The following is a 16,880-nucleotide window of genomic DNA, read 5'->3' as shown; positions in this document are numbered from 1 at the left end:
GTATTTCAAAGGAGTCTTTCTTATGAAGCAGCTTCATCATCCGGAACGCAAGGATATTCAGCTCGCCTCTGTGCTGTATGCGCTTAGCGATCCTGTCCGTTTATATGTCGTGTCGGAAATCCGCAAACATGGCGCACAGGCCTGCAACAGCTTCAAGGTGCCGATTGCCAAGTCCACCCTGACCCATCATTCCCGGACACTGCGCGAAGCCGGCATAGTGAATACGCGGGTGCAGGGCACGCAGCGTATTCTGTCACTGCGGACAGAGGATCTGGAGGAGCGGTTCCCTGCTCTTCTGGATTCAATATTGCTGGCGTATGAAAAGACGGGGCCCGGTGAGGGATTCGGGGAGCAGGAGCAAGTGGCGGAAGAGCAGGGATAGCGCGAGCAGTAAGATAGCTGAAAGAGCCAGGAGACAGGAATTGTAAAGGCGGATTCCGGTTTATTTTTACCCGGAAATGTGGTAGAACATAGAGGATAACCTTAAGCAGAAAGGACGTAGCGGATACGTCCTTTTGCTGTTTATATAATGAAAATAACGATGGCTGAGCGTTGGAATACTATTATAAAGTCCTCTTGATTTGGCGAAGGCAAACTCAGGGGGGCTTCTCCAGAAATTCAGCGAATGGCACAGGTATATAGAAGCATAACCCACAGGAGGAAGACATGTTCATTCAGATTATCGGCGTAGGCAAATTGAAGGAAAAGTATTTGGTCAGCGGCATCGCAGAATATGCCAAGCGGCTGACGCCATACCTCAAGTTCCAGATGATTGAGGTGGCGGATGAGAAGGCACCTGACAACCTCAGCGATGCAGAGGTTGTTCAGGTCAAGGTGCGCGAGGGCGAGCGTATCCTCGCGCATATCAAGAGCGAGGCGCATGTCATTGCGCTCGCGATCGACGGCAAGCTCTGGAGCTCGGAAGAGCTTGCCTCCGAGATCGATCGGCTCGGCACCTACGGGACGAGCCATGTCGTCTTCGTCATCGGAGGCAGCCACGGGCTCTCCGATGAGGTAATGCGCCGCGCTCAGCAGCGCATGAGCTTCGGCCGAATGACGCTGCCCCATCAGCTCATGCGGCTGGTGCTGGTGGAGCAGGTTTACCGGGCGGTGAAGATCAATCGGGGGGAACCGTATCATAAGTAGGGGCAAGTTTTAGTGGAAACTGCATAATAGGCGTGGAGAAGGTTGGCATGGCAAAGAAGCGCTCACACAAGCTGAGATGATCAAGGGGTGAGTATTTGAGGTGACTCATTTATCGTTTCCTTCGATTTCTTAGTCTCTTTTCATATGGATCTACTTTATGATCATTTGAAGCGGATTCTTCTACGCTTTATTGGTATTCTCGATAGTAGTTCATGAAACTGAAATAGTACTTACTTTGTTTGATATAGCTAAATAGGGTCAGCGGAGCAATGTTAAAGCTTTGACTACATAAAAGTCTAATACTAATCGACGTGCATTCAGCATCTATAACTGGCTATATGACTTGAGGGCTTCTATTAGACGAGCCGTCTAACTTTCTATTGGGACTAGTCGGTCTAGTCCATCAAGTCTGTGACCGTACTGATGAGAAAGATGATCAAGAAGAGATTGGTAGGCAGCGAATACATAAGAAGAATAGACAGTAATTTTGATTTTCCGACGTTGTTGTCTCCAAAGTTATTGATTTGGTATCACTACTTTCCGGATGAAGTCCCCAAACAAATTTAATCTCTATTCAGCTCCAACCCCTGTGTTAATTCTCGTCCCAATGGTTTTAGTTCATCTATGTCCTTAGATAAAGGCAGTATACCAAGAGGATGCTCCCCCAAAGGCTATCCTTTTAGGCGTGGCTAACCGCCTGTGTAGGCTGAATTGACACCAAAATTTTTTCCAATATATGATATGATAAATACATTCTGGGAAACAAAGCAAGCGGGAGAGGAACGTCCTAATGTCATTGGAATTTATCGAGAATGTCCACAAAATCGTATACCATCAACTTGAAGAAATGGTGCGTAGGCTGGATGAACGTATGGAACTCAAGTTGTATGCCATCGTACTGCAAGAAGACTGTAGTCCGTTGGCGACCGCCAGAATTAAGCGGGTTCTGACTGGGCAGCGTGACGAGGAAACTCAGGTCATACTGGAGAAGCTGAAGGGGCCTGACGAAGCACTAAACAAACTGGGTTTATCCGGCCAGCCGTGGGATACCGTGGAGCGACTGGACCGACACATTCGTGAGATGGTACGCGACAGAGAGCCATCCGCTGGAACCTCATCGGAGCACTCATTGGAGGATTCTGCGGGGGAAGAATTCATGGATAATGCCGAATCGACTACTCCACTGGTTACCCAGGTACATTCAACTAGTAGTATCATTTATCCGAATCAGTTGAACTTAGCGCTGAAGGGGAAGCAATTCCAACTGATCTATATTCTATCGATTGATTACGCAGGTCCGCAGGTCCGTCGAGTATTCTATGAGGTTCCAAATCTTTCTTTTTTACGGATGACACTGGATTATTACTTTATTGATTATTATAAAATGGATGTGGACTATAGGCTCGGCGAGGAACTTGAATCCAAATATAAGGAGAACGAGATTGGGTTCCTACAGCGTATGGCGCGTATGTTTTTAGGTAAAGTTCAACAGTATATTACAGACGGTGGGGAAGAAAGCATTCAAGAAATACATGGAAGAGTATTGGAACCAAACCACCAATACTATATCAACATGCTGATGGAGAAAATTGAGGGCATCGCTACCCGGACGTACGAAGGAGAAAGTCCTTTTGGCTGCATGCTACTTATGAGTCCCAAATTACTAAGCGAGCGAACCGGGTTGGTGAAGTATGCAATTCAGTTCGAAGGAGAAGAAGGGATTTCCTTGGAGGACGGTCGACGTATCCGAAAATTGCTGGAGATGACCAACAATGAAAGCGATTTGTTCCTAATTGCCGATGAGCATATCATTTATGGAATCGGTGAGGTGGATTGGAGCCTACTGGGAATGGATCACGTGTTTAAATTGGAATTCAAAGGCTTATCGCGTTATGATCTGATGCTCATCACAATGAGAGAAGAGGGAGCTACTGATAAGCGTGTTGAGACGAACGAAGATAAGAAGATCTTCAAAATGACGACCAATCTCCGTATCATATCGGATAAGATACTAGGTGTCTCTTTTAAGAACCCAGAAATTAGCCAAGAACGGTTTGATCTGGATCTATTTAAGCGGATTACCGTGGCCACGTTTACCAAAGATACGTCTATTCTTGAGCATAACTTGGACAAGCTTGGCAAAATGATTAAAGAGGCGACTAGGCAGCAGAGCGGTACCATGGTTGTCATTACGAAACCGGAGACGGCCAAGAGCGAAGTACAGCGGCTGCAGAAGCAATCCACTCCTATTCTCAAAACTTCGATTAATCCAGCATTTATAAAATATTTAACTGCAATTGATGGTGCCTTATATTGTGATACCGAAGCAGACTGCCATGCAATCGGCGTGATTTTGGATGGACTGGCCCAAAAGAATTTAGGCGACGCTAGTCGTGGGGCAAGGTTCAACTCGGCGTACCGGTATCTTGAAAAACTGAGATTGGACCAGACTGCCTGTGTAATTGCCATCATCTCTGAGGATGGTATGGTAAACTTAATTCCCGAGCCGATTACAGAGAGAACGGTTCGGCAGATGGTCAAGGAATATGTAGATTACATCAAAGAGACAGAGAATGGAAAGACAGCGGAAACAAAAGTGAATGCGTATGAAGAACGGCTTGAGCAGGCTGGACGTACTGTCTATATCGACGATGATTATTATTTTTTGCTGGGCGACACGTGGTTTGAGCATGAAGATTATCTGAAATCATCGGAGCATTATCGTAGAGGGATTCTGCAGAGCAGTGATCTTCATATTGCGTATCACAGGAAGCTAGCTAAGTCAGATTTTAGATACTCCTCCGAGTTAGAACAAACAGAGAAGACACTTGTTTTGCAAAAGCTACTTGACACTGCGACCTATATTATTGCCAACGGAGACACTGAGGTAACTGCTGAAGATTATAATTTGCGTGGAATTGCCCAGCATAATTTAGGGAAATCCTGTAAAGATTCAAAACAAAAAAAAGAGTATTTTAAGAAAGCGCTGGAGGACTTTAACCAATCAATCAGCCGAATAAAATCCGGAGGATATGTGCTGTTCTCCAACCGAGCTAATCTTTATTTCTCTATGGATAGGCACGAGGATGCCTTGGATGACTACATAAGCGCAGAGCTTGAGAAATCCCTTGATAATCACTGCAAAAATATTATCAAAATAGCATGCAGGGCCCCTGAGCTCTTGATCTACGCCCTTACCCGTTATTCCGAGCGTAAGGGAGACAATTGGGGAAACAGTGAGCTGGGTAGGCAGTTATTGGAGCAAGGTTCTCAGCGGGCCGCAGATTATCCGGAAGTGGCCGCAACTATGCAACAAATAGAAAGGGAGGACAGCCCTCCACAAGACCCTGATAGTGTAGAATAGCACTGTGCTCCCTGGACGGGTGGCATGCTTTAAGATAGAAAAGGATATTCAAAATTTATAACAAATTATTTATTTGGTTAGTCTATTCTGCCTTGATACGGCATAAATAGTGAGCTAGATAACTATAAAGATAAATTTGATCGAATTTGGAGGTATGTTATGGCCACACAACCCATTATTAATGGAAAAGTAGTTGAACGTTCATATGAAGATTATCGTAATAATTTCTATCTAGTTAATCGAAGGTATCAAAGAAAGCTTGTATGGGGTGTATCGGAAAAAAGAGCCTTTATTGATTCCTTGGCAAACGGGTATCCAGTTCCATTATTCTTATTTTCAATAAATAGATATAAGGACTTGGTGAGAAACGAAATAATTGATGGAATGCAGCGCTTAAATGCTATTTTCTCATTTATTGAAAATGAGTATTCTCTTGAGAATGGATATTATTTTGATCTCACCGCAACCGCAACAACAAAAGATTTACTAGATAAGGGGATTTTGGAACAAAAGAAACCTATTCTTGACCGTTCAGTATGTGTCAAGATTGTCAGTTATGAGTTACCGTATTCAATTTATAACGAAAGTGACCCTAATGTTATTGATGAAGTATTTAGAAGAATTAATTCAAATGGTCAGCACTTATCTCGTCAAGAAATAAGACAAGCAGGGGCCACTAGTGAATTTGCTGAATTAGTAAGATTACTATCTACACAGATTCGCGGTGATGTCTCCCACGATGATATTCTATTACTATCTCATATGAAGGGTATAAGTATTAACCAAGATACGAATGGGTCTGGAATAAACGCAGATTCAGTATTCTGGGTGAAAGAAAATATAATAAATAAAGAAGATTTACGCCAATCAATGGATGAGGAGCAAGTAGCAGATTTATTGGCTGCAATGGTTTTAAACCCATTACCCCCATCAAATGTAAGTGTTTTGGATGAATACTACGGTTTCAGGAATGTTGACTCCGAAATAAGAGGAAAAAGATTAGAAGAAGCCATATTAGCCGTAAATCCAGAAAAGCTTTCAGAGCAATTTTTATATGTGCTTGATGAGATTAAGAGAATCTTTCACAATCGTCAAAAAACAATAATTGGACATGTTGTTGGCCCAAGAATTTATAAGGGTCCAAGATACTTTCAAGTTTTGTTTTTATCACTTTATGAGTTACTTGTGAAACAAGAGAAAAAGATAATAGATTATGATCGCTTGTATAATCAATTTGAATCTATTAGTAGTCGAACAATGAATATTGCTTCAGGTGGGGGATGGTGGACCAGTAAAGAAAAGACTGAACTAGTAGCAGCGACGGTTGGTGTTCTTGCCTCTAGTTTTGTGAGTAGAACTGATGGCGATCCGATGTATTATTCTTATACCACCGAGGTCGAAACATTGCTTAAGCAATCTAATACGGAAAATAGCCAATACGATTTTAAACAAGGTATTTATAAATTAGCAACAGGGGAACGAAATGATGATCTGATAAAGAAAATATATAAGACCCTTACAGCGATGGCCAACGCCGGGAGAAATGCGGTGGGATATGTTCTTGTTGGCGTGGCTGATAATGTTGAAGATGCGATAAAAATATCTGAAAGATATAAAACTAATCCCATTAAAATAGGCTCTTTTTATATAACTGGTGTCGATGGAGAAGTAAATGAGTTTAATAAGAGTAATTATGATGAATATTTTGCAGTATTTAAAAATGCTGTTAATAGTATGCCTATATCAGAGCATTATAAGAGACAAATTGGATCGAAAATAAGAATGGTCAACTATTACTCCAAATCCGTTATCATTATCAAAATAACCTGCGATAATGGAGCTGCAATTTTTGAAAATGGATATTACACTAGATCAGGTGCAAGTAATGATCCAGTTCCTGTTTCGCCGGAAAGCATGCCTTCCTTCTTTGCCCGATTCATATAGAATGACATGACATTAAAGAATTATTATATCTCCCAGCAATTCTGTACTTCCTCCCGATTCAATATAGTTATCGGGAGGTCTTTTTGCTAGCTTAGTTCCCAACCCTTTTCAGGATATAGTATTAAAATAACTTAACCTAATAAAAGATTACTTGAAGAACGCCAATATCTATGAGGCGTCTATAATTTATATTGAAGAAGAAGTATATGGAATTTACAACATATTCCCTTAATAACAATAAGAGCGGAACATAAGCTAGCAGCTTCATGCCCCGCTCTTATTTATGTTCACTCGTTTTCTTGCACTTTCTCATACTCTATCTCAATCAGCTTGAAAAAATCAGATGGTTTGATTTTCAGTCCCTTACAGAGATCAAATATTTTCGTGACGGAAGGCTCATTTCTGCCAACCTCAATCATGGAAATGTAGGATCGGTCGACATTGCATTCATGGGCCAGATCTTCTTGGCTTAGACCTTGTTTGATACGTATAGCTTTAACGGTTTTTCCGATTATCTGCTTAATGATGTTGGACGGATCGCTCAAGGAAAATAACCCCTTTTAAGTCCATTATCAATCTGATATAATGGTCGTGACAGATAAAGTATTCAACAAAAAGTAAAATATATACATATTTTTAGCCCCTTCTGCACTTCCCTGTAGTTTCTCTATGATTCAAAGTTGCTCAGCCCAAAACATACCGCACAGATAATGTACCTTCATCTAATTAAAAATATTCTTACAGTCTAAAGGAGGCCCTACCGTGCGCCCATCCTTTCTAAAATCACTCAACCTTGATGTTATTGTGGAGATGATAGAGATGGCTTGCCGCTTGGAGAAGTGGGACAAAGTCATTGAGACATCGGAGATTTTGTATGAATGTGTGCAGTACTTGTATCAGGAACAGCAGTATCGGAAGGCTAAGTCTTCGCCATTGATAACAATCGAGCTTGAGCATCCACTGGTTTATTATTACGGATTCAGTTATCTGACTCGGGGGATGGCTTATCAAACGAAAGAGAACTATGAGGAAGCACAGGTATACATAGATAAGTATGCCGAGTTGGGATGGTTGGAGGATCTAGGTGAGGACGGGCTGGAAGTTGTAGAGGAATTCAGATTTCTGGCACAAGCAAACGGGCGTGCACTTGAACTTATGTCTGGGCGGGTGGGGGTTCTGACTTCTTATACTGCCTTTCTGCGAGAGAATCCAGAAGAAGTACTGCCCGGATTGGATGTGATTCTGCAGGCTGCGCTGCGGTATGGGCTGGATGTGGACGAGTTGCTGATGATGTTCGCGGAGCATACAGCAGAATTCAGCACATATGAGGATGAGGGCAATTTAGTACACTTTTATCGCTTCAGTTATCAATTGGGGCTGTACTATAAGCGGGCGGGAAGACTGGTGGAAGCACTGGAGCAGATACTGCAAGCAGTGAGGCTGTCCTATCGGTCGGGGAACGACAGTCATTCTACTAGAAGTCTGGCGCTCTTTGAATCGTTGCGCGATTGGGCAACGGTGGAGCAGGTGAACGAGGTTCAGGCGTTAATTAAGAGGTGAACACCGTGATGGATAAGGAAATATTGAAGCTCGTCGTAACCCGGATTCGTGCTCTTCGGAAAGAGCGTGGCGAGAAGAACGTTTCTTTATTGAATTTACATAAGATAGCGGAATCGCTTGAAGTTAATTTAGTTCAGCTGTTTGCGTATCAGAATGAAGAGTTTATGGTTACCTCAGCTGAGAAAGATATTCAGGATATTGTAGGTATGCTTCGTGACGCTAATGATGAGAAGATACGCGTGGCGAAAAATGTACTTAAAGAATTATTATGAGATACGTCCCGCAGAGCAAATGAGGTCATTTAAAACAAACGCACAAGCCACTGGCTTGTGCGTTTTGCTGTAGCAAAAGTGTAGTTCTTATTTTATGATTAATGGCAATAGTCTGAAATTTGGTTACTAATAACCTTATTAATTTACTAAGGAGCAGCCATGACATCATTTATCGGATTTATAGTAGTTATTATCGTATTATCCATCTTAAGCGGAATGATGCAGGGGACTAAGAAGAAGAGAAGACGCAGTACTGGCAAGCGGAAATCTGCTGTTAAGAAAAGCAGTAACAAAAGTGTGAAAACGACTTTTAACCGTTCTTCAACAACGTGCAGACCTGACGATGTACTTTTAAGAACATCTTTGGATAAAATTAATGGTGCTGAGTTTGAGCGATTGTTGTCTCTGTACTTCAAGGATCAAGGCTATTCTGTTAAAGAAGTAGGAGTAGGAGGCAAGGATGGTGGTGTAGACTTGGTTATCGTCGATAAACGCGGTGAGAAAACTGCGGTTCAAGCCAAATGTTATGCTGATCACAATAAAGTACAGGTTATGACGGTTCGCGAACTGGTAGGTGCCAAAAGAAATCATGACTGCATCCTGTCTCTGCTGGTCACTACGTCCGATCTTACAGCCGATGCGAAGCGGGAGGCGGAGCAATTCAAGGTTGATTACTGGCATGGTGGTCTTGTCGAGAACAAGCTCCGGTCTTGGGGGAAATGGCAGCCTGTCAAAACTAAAGCAAAACCAAAAAGGGCCGCTGGTTCTACAGTTAAAGATGTAACCTGCGCATGCGGGGCTCCAATGGTTCAGCGTAAAAATAAAGAAGGCGCAGTATTCTGGGGCTGCAGTAATTATCCGAGCTGCCGAAAGACCAGGGCTATATAGGCGTAACAAAAAAATCTTTAATAAAGAAATGTCGCTTTAACTAGCGTACAATTTATGGGTCACAAGGAGGAAGAAATGACTGAATTATTAGCTCCAGCAGGAAGTATGGAAGCTTTAAAAGCTGCAATTTCTAATGGTTGTGATGCAATATACTTAGGAATGCAAAAATTTGGTGCACGTGCATACTCATCTAATTTTGATTTAGAAACGTTAAAAGAGGCTGTTACGTATGCGCACCTGAGGAACGTTAAAATCTATGTTGCCATGAATACCATCGTTTTTGAAAACGAAGTTGAAGAGATGAAAGAGCAGATACAGGAATTAAATGAAATCGGTGTGGATGGAATTATTGTCCAGGACCTGATTGCTTTCGATTATATCGTTAAAAACTTTGTTGATATGGAAGCACATTGTTCAACTCAAATGGGAATAGACGATGTAGACGGAACTTTATTATTTAAAGAACTTGGTGCGAAAAGAGTTGTTCTGTCCCGTGAGGTCAAGATTGAAAAAGTAAAAGAGATCAAAAGAATAGCTGAAATCCCCTTAGAAATTTTCGTTCACGGTGCTTTATGTGTATCTTATTCGGGGAATTGTCTAATGTCAGGATTGCTCGGCAATCGGTGCGCAAATCGTGGAAGATGTGTGGGTTCATGCCGTAAGGAGTATGAACTAATCGATAAGACAACAGATACATCTTTAGGGAAAAGCTATATTCTATCTACTAAGGACTTGAACACCATCGATTATATCGATGATTTAAAAGAAATCGATTCTTTAAAAATAGAAGGCCGAATGAAGGCGCCTACGTATGTTGCTAATGTTGTATCCAAATATCGCAAGGCCTTAGATCATAAAATAACCGAAGAAGACAAAGAAAATCTGAAAAAAACATTCAATAGAACATTTACTAAAGGGTATTTGTTTCACGAAGACAGGAGAAATATTACAAACATCTTAAAACCTAATAACTTTGGTTATGAAATTGGAACAATCAGCGGGATTGTTAAAGACATGTATGAAATAACACTTACACGTCCTTTAAATCAGAACGATACCATTCGAATCAGTCACAACAATGAAGATATTAATCTAACGGTTGCCAAACTGTACGATAAAGAGGGCGAATTAATCAACAAAGCAGAGGATGTCTGCTATATCAAAATCAAAGAAAAGATGTCTAAGGGAGATTTAGTATATAAAACGAAGGATTATTTCTATAACAAAGAATTAGAAGCATCACTGGAAAAAGAATTTAAGCGGTTTAACCTCGATATTAGAGTATATGCATGTCCAGATTCAAAGCTTGTCATAGATGCGGAAGGCTTAGGCTTTAATTATTCCTATGAAAGCGAGGAAATACTGGGCGAAGCCATTAATAATCCAACAACAAAAGACCAGGTAATCAAGCAATTCTCAAGATTAAATGATACGATATTCGAACTTAATCATGTCGAGTATGAGGAATGCAATGCATTTATTCCAGCTAAACTGTTAAATGCAGCAAGAAGAGATATTGTACTGGGCTTGTATGACTTAAAGCTTAACAGCCAGCAGAAAAGAACCAAGGCTTTGGAAGCAAAAGAAAAAATAAGCTTTGCCCCTGGAAAACCATACCTTACGGCCTCTGTAACGACTAAGGAACAGTACGATGCTTGCGTGAGCTGTGGAATTAAGGAAATCTATTACGAAAATGTGGTTAGAAGAAATCAGAATGATTATAAGGAACAAGAAGGACAGCTACTAATTGGAGGATATGGGGGGATTAATCACTATAGAGAAACAAACCCGTTTGTTACGGACTATTCTCTAAATGTTATTAATGCGACTAGTTGCTATGAATTATATAAATTAGGTGCAAAACGAGTCACTTTATCTTATGAATTGAATAAGAGCCAAATTGAAGATTTAATGAATGCCTATGTTAAAGAAAATGACGGCTATCCTGCACTGGAAATGATTGTATATGGCAGGGCTCCTTTGATGTTTACCAAATATTGTCCGATGAAAAAAATGAATCAATGCAGAATTTGCAAAACGAAGAGCTATGAGTTAAAAGATGAGCACGGAACGTTCCCTATCATTTCCCATGATGATTGTACAACGACTCTCCTTAACGGGAAGACGCTTAATCTGTTGGATGAGCTACAAGATATCCAAGGAATTGAGGCGCTCAGATTAAACTTTACAGTTGAATCCAAAGAGCAGGTTGTGAAAGTCATTAATATGGCCTCAGGCAAATTAAATGGCTCAATGAATAATGCTGTCTTTAATCAGGATACAGACACAAGAGGACATTTTAATAAAGAGATTGTGTAGGTAGCCAAAGGGATGGTTCTGGCGAGAGATTGGTGCAGAACGGGAAGAGTGCAGAGTGAATAGCGAAAGAGTTAAGGTATGAAGGAATAGTGAGGCCTTCAATTTCGTTCTATAGATGTTACGGTGAACCGTATCATAAGTAGGGGCAAGATTCTGTTGCACAGCATACCGTTTCGAGGGGGCAGCAATGAATAAAACAGACCGTTTATTAGCTATCGTGCTGGAGTTGCAAGGCAGGAAAGTGGTACGTGCCGAAGATTTGGCGGCCCTGTTTGAAACCAGTGTACGGACCATTTATCGGGATATTCAGGCGATCAGCGAAGCAGGTGTACCGATTATAGGCACTACAGGTACAGGGTATTCCTTAATGGAGGGATATTTTCTGCCGCCGATCAGCTTCACTATAGAGGAAGCCGTGACCTTACTCATAGGGACGGATTTTATCGAGCATCGATTTGATAATGATTATCGTGACAGAGCTAAGGCTGCTCGGAGGAAGATCGAGGCCACTTTATCAGACGGTGTCCGCAATGAGAGCTCCCGTATACGCAAGGCGCTGCGATTGCTTGCTCCGGGCAAACAGGCAGCTCTGTCAAATGAAAGGGATAATCTTGATAAGATTCGCCGGGTAATATTAGATGGGCGAAAGATCAGATTTCATTATTCGAAGAAAAGTACCGATTCTACGGGGAGCCACCATAGCGATCGCACCGTAGCTCCCTATGGCCTCGTACTCGTTGAAGGATCATGGATGCTCGTGGCTTATTGCGACTTACGCCACGATATTCGCCATTTCCGATTGGCCCGAATGTCTGAACTTGTAGAACTGGAGGAGCGATTCGAGCTTCCTGTACATTTTGACTTAAGAGAGTATACCCCTCGGGATGATCGCCACTTGCGAGTTCTTCTTCGATTTAATCATGACCTCGCAGATAAGGTGAAGGAATCCAACTATCATTACATTGAAGAAATGATAGAGCATCAAGCTGGATTAGATGTGGTTTTACGCGTACGCCAACTGGATGAATTGCTGCAATGGGTGCTCGGCTGGGGAGCGGGTGTAATCGTATTGGAGCCTGAATTATTCCGGAATAAGATTCGTGAGGAAGCCCTAAAAATTTCAGAACGCTACTGACATAACGCTGTCAGTAGCGTTGTTTTATTATCAGGTATGTAAACATAAAGGAGTATAGGAAGGAGGGTGTTTTGTGAATTTTGCTTCTGTACGCATCATTACCGACGATGTGAATCGTCTCGCCGAGTTCTATGAAAAAGTCCTGGGTGTTTCGGCGGTGCACCCCGCGCCTGTTTTTGCCGAACTCGTTATGCCAGCATGTACCCTGGCAATCGGCCACTCCCAAACGGCGCAGCTATTCGGCGCTGGTTCCGTAGTGGCAGCGAGCAATCACACTGTCATCATCGAGTTCCGCGTCGACGATGTCGAAGCCGAATACGCACGCTTGAAGCCAATTGTCTATGATTGGGTAAAAGAACCGACCACGATGCCATGGGGAAACCGTTCTATGCTGTTCCGTGATCCCGACGGCAACCTGGTAAACCTCTTCGAGCCGGTGACCGAGGAAGCGATTAAACGGTTCAGCGGCAGGCATTGATTAACTGACCTTCATGAGGGTCATGTCGAGTAACTGGCACAGGGTGTCTGATTTTCTACATCAGACACCCTGCAGTGTTCACGCAGGATTACGCCGCTATTATCTAGTATTTACTATGTCTTCTTTCGTAAGTTCCTGGTATAGGGTAAGTTTCTCTTCGGCGAGAGAAATCATGTAATCAATTTCTTGCCGCCTGGATTCCAGTCCCATCAGATGTTTCTCAAGGATTTCAATCCGCTTTTTTAAGGTAGGATTATAATTAGAGGGATTCTCCCCTTGTTGAATTTTATCCATTACACAGCCCTCACGAGTAAACTCCGTAATCTCCTCAAGCGATAAGCCCAATTTTTTTAGTTTATTTAGACATTGAATGTAGGATACCTCGCTTTCTTTGTAGACACGTGCCCCTCCACTACTACGCTTGGGTTCATGTAGTACCCCGATTTTTTCATAATAACGAATCGTATAAGGAGTTAATCCCGTTTGTACTGACACCTGACTTATCGTAAGCATCCGATTTCTGTCCCTCCTTTTTAATGCTGGTATTGAAAAATATTATACCCTGAAAACTCTCTTGACTTCTAGTTGACTCTAACTTGTAAGTTAACTTTACGAATTGAAATACAGGAACAAACACTAAGGGGTGTAACAATGAACAACGAATATTTCACGATTCAACAAGCAGCGGAAGGGATCTGGGGTGCTATTTCGGTTCCAGGCAGCGGTTCTCTGGGGAATGCAGCAATTATTGATCTTGGGGATTTAACCGTTGTAGTGGATACAACCAACCTGCCGCATTCTGGTGCTTTGTTACGTCATACTGCTGAACAACTAACAAACAAACCGGTTAAATATGTAGTGAATACACATTTTCATGGAGATCATGTCAACGGCAATCAGGAATTTATGAAAAGCGAATTTATATCTACTGTATGGACAAGAGATTTGCTATCAGATATGGGTGAAGTGAATATTGATTTCATGCAGCAAAACATTCAAAAGTTAATGACTAGCCTAAATCATGTACGTTCAAAGCAAAGAGATCCCCACATGCTAACTGAAATCGACTATGATCTTTCCGTACAGCGGGCCCTTTATGATGCCATCCCTTCCCTATGCAGGGTGATCCCCACGATAACTTTTGACGATAAACTCGTTATTCAAGGAACAAAGCGATCAATCGAAGTTTTATCTTACGGAGGCGGTCATTCTTTAAGTGATGCTGTTGTGTACGTTCCAGAAGAGCAAACCTTGATCGCTGGTGATTTAATATCGACTAAGACCATTCCGGTCATACCCTACGGTAATCCATACGCTTGGATACGCATCCTTAAACGCATTCAAAAAGACCTCAAGGTCAATACTGTCGTTCCGGGACATGGAGATGTATCTAATTCAGATCGAATCACGGATGTCATACAATTTTTGGAGAAAACGATCACTTATGTTTCTGGAGCTGTAAAAAGCGGGAAATCAGAGTCTTACTGGCTGGAACAAGGGGTATTAAAAGGCTATGAGGATTGGCATCTGCCCCAGTATTTCAGCTTGAACTTTCGCTGGCTCTTTAACAGTATGCTTGTTCAAAACAACAGATGAGACAACATGAAATAGAGATCTTGAAAAAAACGAAGTAATGGAAGTTGCTGATGTTGGTCTACCACCACTTCTTATTCAGTAGGTTAGGCATGTCTATGGCTGTTGAATCATTTGGAATAATCTTGACAATGCACTGGAGAAAATGGAATTCCGGCGATGTACAAACCATACATGCAAGTCCCGGTACCCTTCAGGAAGACGATGGGAAGATATTTGACCCGCCTCTTCCGCCTTGGTAATTGACGATTGTGGCAGCATAGACACGCCGAATCCAGCGGCTACACCACTTAGAATTACTTCTAACGTTCCAAACTCCATAATCTGATAAGAGCTCATCCCGCTTTCTCCTAGGAATTTCTCAGCTTTTGCGCGATGTGTACATCCAACGTCGAAGAACAACATCGGCTTCGTAAGCAATTCGCGCATGTCACTCTTACCCGGTTCCGAGATCAGCACCAACTCCTCGTTGAAAGCCACAACATGTTCTATATCAAGCTGGTCAATGGGTCCATAGACAAAGGCTCCATCTAGTTCGTAATCAAGCACCTTTTGTAAGAGACCATGCGTTTCGCCAGTGATGAGCGATAGTTTGACATCGGGATATCGTAAGTGATACTTGGTCAGAAGAGGAGTCAGATGAATAACTGCTGTCGTTTCAATGGAACCTAAGCGGAGAAGGCCCGCAGGATGCTCCGAGTATTGTGTGGATTTCACAGCCTCGTCCATCAGAGTCAGTATTTTATCCGTATACTCCAGCAAGTTCTCACCTGCCGGCGTTAACGTCATCCCCCGATTGGATCGACGAAAAAGAGGGAGCTTCAACTCAGCCTCAAGGTACTGAATCCGGTTCGTCACATTGGACTGCACATAGTTCAAGACTTGCGCGGCCTTCGTTATGGTGCCCTCGCGAGCAACAGCTTGAAATATTTTTAAATCTCCACTTTCCATTTCCATGTCACCTGCCTGGTATAATTCTTTATGATAGTCGCCTTCAGTTTTGATCATTTTACTGGATTATATCCTTTATGTACAATTCAATATAGATTCATTAATAACGACTTAAGGGAGTAATCAAGATGAAAGCAATTGTACATGCTGGACAAAGTGGCCTGAAGGGCTTGAAATATAAAGATATTAGGGACCAAAAGCCGGGGGTTGGCGAAGTAAAAGTAAGGATAGAGGCTGCAGGGCTGAACCATAGGGACTTGTTCATCATGGCAGATCGAACAGAACAGGATGTCCCTCTGGTTATTGGTTCTGATGGCGCGGGCAGGATAGAAGCAGTAGGTGAAGGCGTATTCAGCCATCCATTAGGTGCCGATGTCATCATTAATCCATGTATCGGATGGGAATCCGCCGATAATGTTCCGTATGTTCCAGCCATTGTAGGAGGTCCTTCAGATGGTACATTCGCCGAGTCTATCATCATTCCTGCGCAAAATGTCATCAGCAAGCCAGCTTACCTGTCTTGGGAAGAAGCGGGTGTGCTACCCCTGTCCGCCTTGACGGCCTATCGAGCTCTGTTCACGAGAGGCCGCTTACAGCAAGGTGAACACGTCCTTATTCCTGGCATTGGTGGTGGTGTTGCGACTTATGCCATGAAGATGGCTTCAGCGGTGGGTGCGCGTGTTAGTGTGACATCACGTAGTGAAACGAAAAGACAAGCTGCACTCATTAATGGGGCTGACCATGCATTTGACAGTCATAGCGATTGGAGGGAAAGTATGGATGGAGACACCGTCGATCTCATCCTCGACAGCATCGGACCTGCGACGTTCCCACATTACTTTGACATTATTAAACCGGGTGGCCGTATTGTCACGTTTGGGGCAAGCTCGGGAGATCGAATGGAGATCCCGATGCGGTCCATATTTTTTCCCCAAATTAGTATCATTGGTACCTCTATGGGAAGTAGTGAAGAATTTGCTGCTATGCTTCAATTTATGGAACGCCACTTGCTTCGTCCTATCATTGATCGAGTATATCCTTTACAAGATACAGTTCAGGCATTTCACAGAATGCAGAAGGGGGAGCAGTTCGGTAATATTGGAATAAGAATAGATTGAACAGACAACAGGGCAAATGAGGTCGTAAGAAGCGGTTCAGGCTAAATGTTATGCTGACCATAATAAAGTTCAGGTTATGACCGTCCGCGACAAAAGCGATATAAATCTGAGC

The 16,880-nt window shown here is 42.6% G+C and carries 15 protein-coding genes; 12 read left to right on the top strand and 3 right to left on the bottom strand.

The annotated features are described in order from the left end of the window. Positions 1 to 22 precede the first annotated feature (22 nt). From NSQ73_RS29925 to NSQ73_RS29910, 4 genes are all read left to right on the top strand, one after another. Entirely contained in the window at positions 23 to 382 is a 360-nt protein-coding gene (locus NSQ73_RS29925) for an ArsR/SmtB family transcription factor (RefSeq protein ID WP_340989867.1), read from the top strand. A 284-nt stretch (positions 383 to 666) separates the two neighbouring features. After that, the gene (gene rlmH / locus NSQ73_RS29920) at positions 667 to 1,146 is read left to right on the top strand and encodes a 23S rRNA (pseudouridine(1915)-N(3))-methyltransferase RlmH (RefSeq protein ID WP_340989866.1); all 480 of its coding nucleotides are present in this window, start codon (positions 667 to 669) and stop codon (positions 1,144 to 1,146) included. A 790-nt stretch (positions 1,147 to 1,936) separates the two neighbouring features. Further along, positions 1,937 to 4,510, top strand: a complete 2,574-nt coding sequence (locus tag NSQ73_RS29915; protein ID WP_340989865.1) for a diadenylate cyclase — start codon at positions 1,937 to 1,939, stop codon at positions 4,508 to 4,510. Between the two features lie 159 nt (positions 4,511 to 4,669). Continuing rightward, entirely contained in the window at positions 4,670 to 6,454 is a 1,785-nt protein-coding gene (locus NSQ73_RS29910; protein WP_340989863.1) for a GmrSD restriction endonuclease domain-containing protein, read from the top strand. Positions 6,455 to 6,741: 287 nt separating this feature from the next. On the opposite strand, the gene NSQ73_RS29905 is transcribed toward NSQ73_RS29910, so the two are convergent. Further along, positions 6,742 to 6,999 (bottom strand): helix-turn-helix domain-containing protein, encoded by a 258-nt coding sequence (locus NSQ73_RS29905; protein WP_081972309.1) that lies wholly within the window; start codon positions 6,997 to 6,999, stop codon positions 6,742 to 6,744. A gap of 217 nt (positions 7,000 to 7,216) precedes the next feature. Here NSQ73_RS29905 and NSQ73_RS29900 point away from each other — a divergent pair, with 217 nt between their 5' ends. From NSQ73_RS29900 to NSQ73_RS29875, 6 genes are all read left to right on the top strand, one after another. Continuing rightward, on the top strand, positions 7,217 to 8,014 hold the full coding sequence (locus tag NSQ73_RS29900) for a DNA-binding protein (RefSeq protein WP_340989861.1): 798 nt from the start codon (positions 7,217 to 7,219) through the stop codon (positions 8,012 to 8,014). 8 nt (positions 8,015 to 8,022) lie between these two features. Next, the gene (locus NSQ73_RS29895; protein ID WP_445669722.1) at positions 8,023 to 8,286 is read left to right on the top strand and encodes a helix-turn-helix domain-containing protein; all 264 of its coding nucleotides are present in this window, start codon (positions 8,023 to 8,025) and stop codon (positions 8,284 to 8,286) included. A gap of 159 nt (positions 8,287 to 8,445) precedes the next feature. Continuing rightward, a complete protein-coding gene (locus tag NSQ73_RS29890) occupies positions 8,446 to 9,174 on the top strand; it encodes a restriction endonuclease (RefSeq protein ID WP_340989859.1) in 729 nt (242 codons plus the stop codon). 75 nt (positions 9,175 to 9,249) lie between these two features. Then, positions 9,250 to 11,493: a U32 family peptidase gene (locus tag NSQ73_RS29885; protein ID WP_340989857.1), complete on the top strand. Its 2,244-nt coding sequence runs from the start codon at positions 9,250 to 9,252 to the stop codon at positions 11,491 to 11,493. Between the two features lie 187 nt (positions 11,494 to 11,680). After that, on the top strand, positions 11,681 to 12,628 hold the full coding sequence (locus NSQ73_RS29880; RefSeq protein WP_340989855.1) for a helix-turn-helix transcriptional regulator: 948 nt from the start codon (positions 11,681 to 11,683) through the stop codon (positions 12,626 to 12,628). Between the two features lie 73 nt (positions 12,629 to 12,701). Further along, positions 12,702 to 13,106 (top strand): VOC family protein, encoded by a 405-nt coding sequence (locus NSQ73_RS29875; RefSeq protein WP_171717749.1) that lies wholly within the window; start codon positions 12,702 to 12,704, stop codon positions 13,104 to 13,106. Positions 13,107 to 13,205: 99 nt separating this feature from the next. Here the strand turns inward: NSQ73_RS29875 and NSQ73_RS29870 are convergent, their stop codons facing one another. Beyond that, positions 13,206 to 13,619, bottom strand: coding sequence for a MerR family transcriptional regulator (locus tag NSQ73_RS29870; RefSeq protein WP_042140568.1), 414 nt, complete (start codon positions 13,617 to 13,619; stop codon positions 13,206 to 13,208). 138 nt (positions 13,620 to 13,757) lie between these two features. On the opposite strand from NSQ73_RS29870, the gene NSQ73_RS29865 reads away from it, so the two are divergent. Further along, positions 13,758 to 14,702, top strand: coding sequence for an MBL fold metallo-hydrolase (locus NSQ73_RS29865; RefSeq protein WP_340989853.1), 945 nt, complete (start codon positions 13,758 to 13,760; stop codon positions 14,700 to 14,702). 93 nt (positions 14,703 to 14,795) lie between these two features. Here the strand turns inward: NSQ73_RS29865 and NSQ73_RS29860 are convergent, their stop codons facing one another. Beyond that, positions 14,796 to 15,650: a LysR family transcriptional regulator gene (locus tag NSQ73_RS29860; protein WP_042141825.1), complete on the bottom strand. Its 855-nt coding sequence runs from the start codon at positions 15,648 to 15,650 to the stop codon at positions 14,796 to 14,798. A 128-nt stretch (positions 15,651 to 15,778) separates the two neighbouring features. Here NSQ73_RS29860 and NSQ73_RS29855 point away from each other — a divergent pair, with 128 nt between their 5' ends. Further along, positions 15,779 to 16,768, top strand: coding sequence for a zinc-binding dehydrogenase (locus tag NSQ73_RS29855; protein ID WP_042140566.1), 990 nt, complete (start codon positions 15,779 to 15,781; stop codon positions 16,766 to 16,768). Positions 16,769 to 16,880 lie beyond the last annotated feature (112 nt).

Origin of the sequence: Paenibacillus sp. FSL R10-2736 (assembly GCF_038000245.1) — a bacterium.
Classification (GTDB): domain Bacteria; phylum Bacillota; class Bacilli; order Paenibacillales; family Paenibacillaceae; genus Paenibacillus_AQ; species Paenibacillus_AQ phytohabitans.
This window is presented reverse-complemented; position numbering and strand designations above follow the sequence as displayed.

Bases quoted from the DNA above. Each gene is read 5' to 3' on its own strand.
- NSQ73_RS29925 (WP_340989867.1), top strand. From the start codon at position 23: ATGAAGCAGCTTCATCATCCGGAACGCAAGGATATTCAGCTCGCCTCT.
- rlmH (WP_340989866.1), top strand. From the start codon at position 667: ATGTTCATTCAGATTATCGGCGTAGGCAAATTGAAGGAAAAGTATTTG.
- NSQ73_RS29915 (WP_340989865.1), top strand. From the start codon at position 1,937: ATGTCATTGGAATTTATCGAGAATGTCCACAAAATCGTATACCATCAA.
- NSQ73_RS29910 (WP_340989863.1), top strand. From the start codon at position 4,670: ATGGCCACACAACCCATTATTAATGGAAAAGTAGTTGAACGTTCATAT.
- NSQ73_RS29895 (WP_445669722.1), top strand. From the start codon at position 8,023: ATGGATAAGGAAATATTGAAGCTCGTCGTAACCCGGATTCGTGCTCTT.
- NSQ73_RS29890 (WP_340989859.1), top strand. From the start codon at position 8,446: ATGACATCATTTATCGGATTTATAGTAGTTATTATCGTATTATCCATC.
- NSQ73_RS29885 (WP_340989857.1), top strand. From the start codon at position 9,250: ATGACTGAATTATTAGCTCCAGCAGGAAGTATGGAAGCTTTAAAAGCT.
- NSQ73_RS29880 (WP_340989855.1), top strand. From the start codon at position 11,681: ATGAATAAAACAGACCGTTTATTAGCTATCGTGCTGGAGTTGCAAGGC.
- NSQ73_RS29870 (WP_042140568.1), bottom strand. From the start codon at position 13,619: ATGCTTACGATAAGTCAGGTGTCAGTACAAACGGGATTAACTCCTTAT.
- NSQ73_RS29865 (WP_340989853.1), top strand. From the start codon at position 13,758: ATGAACAACGAATATTTCACGATTCAACAAGCAGCGGAAGGGATCTGG.
- NSQ73_RS29860 (WP_042141825.1), bottom strand. From the start codon at position 15,650: ATGGAAAGTGGAGATTTAAAAATATTTCAAGCTGTTGCTCGCGAGGGC.
- NSQ73_RS29855 (WP_042140566.1), top strand. From the start codon at position 15,779: ATGAAAGCAATTGTACATGCTGGACAAAGTGGCCTGAAGGGCTTGAAA.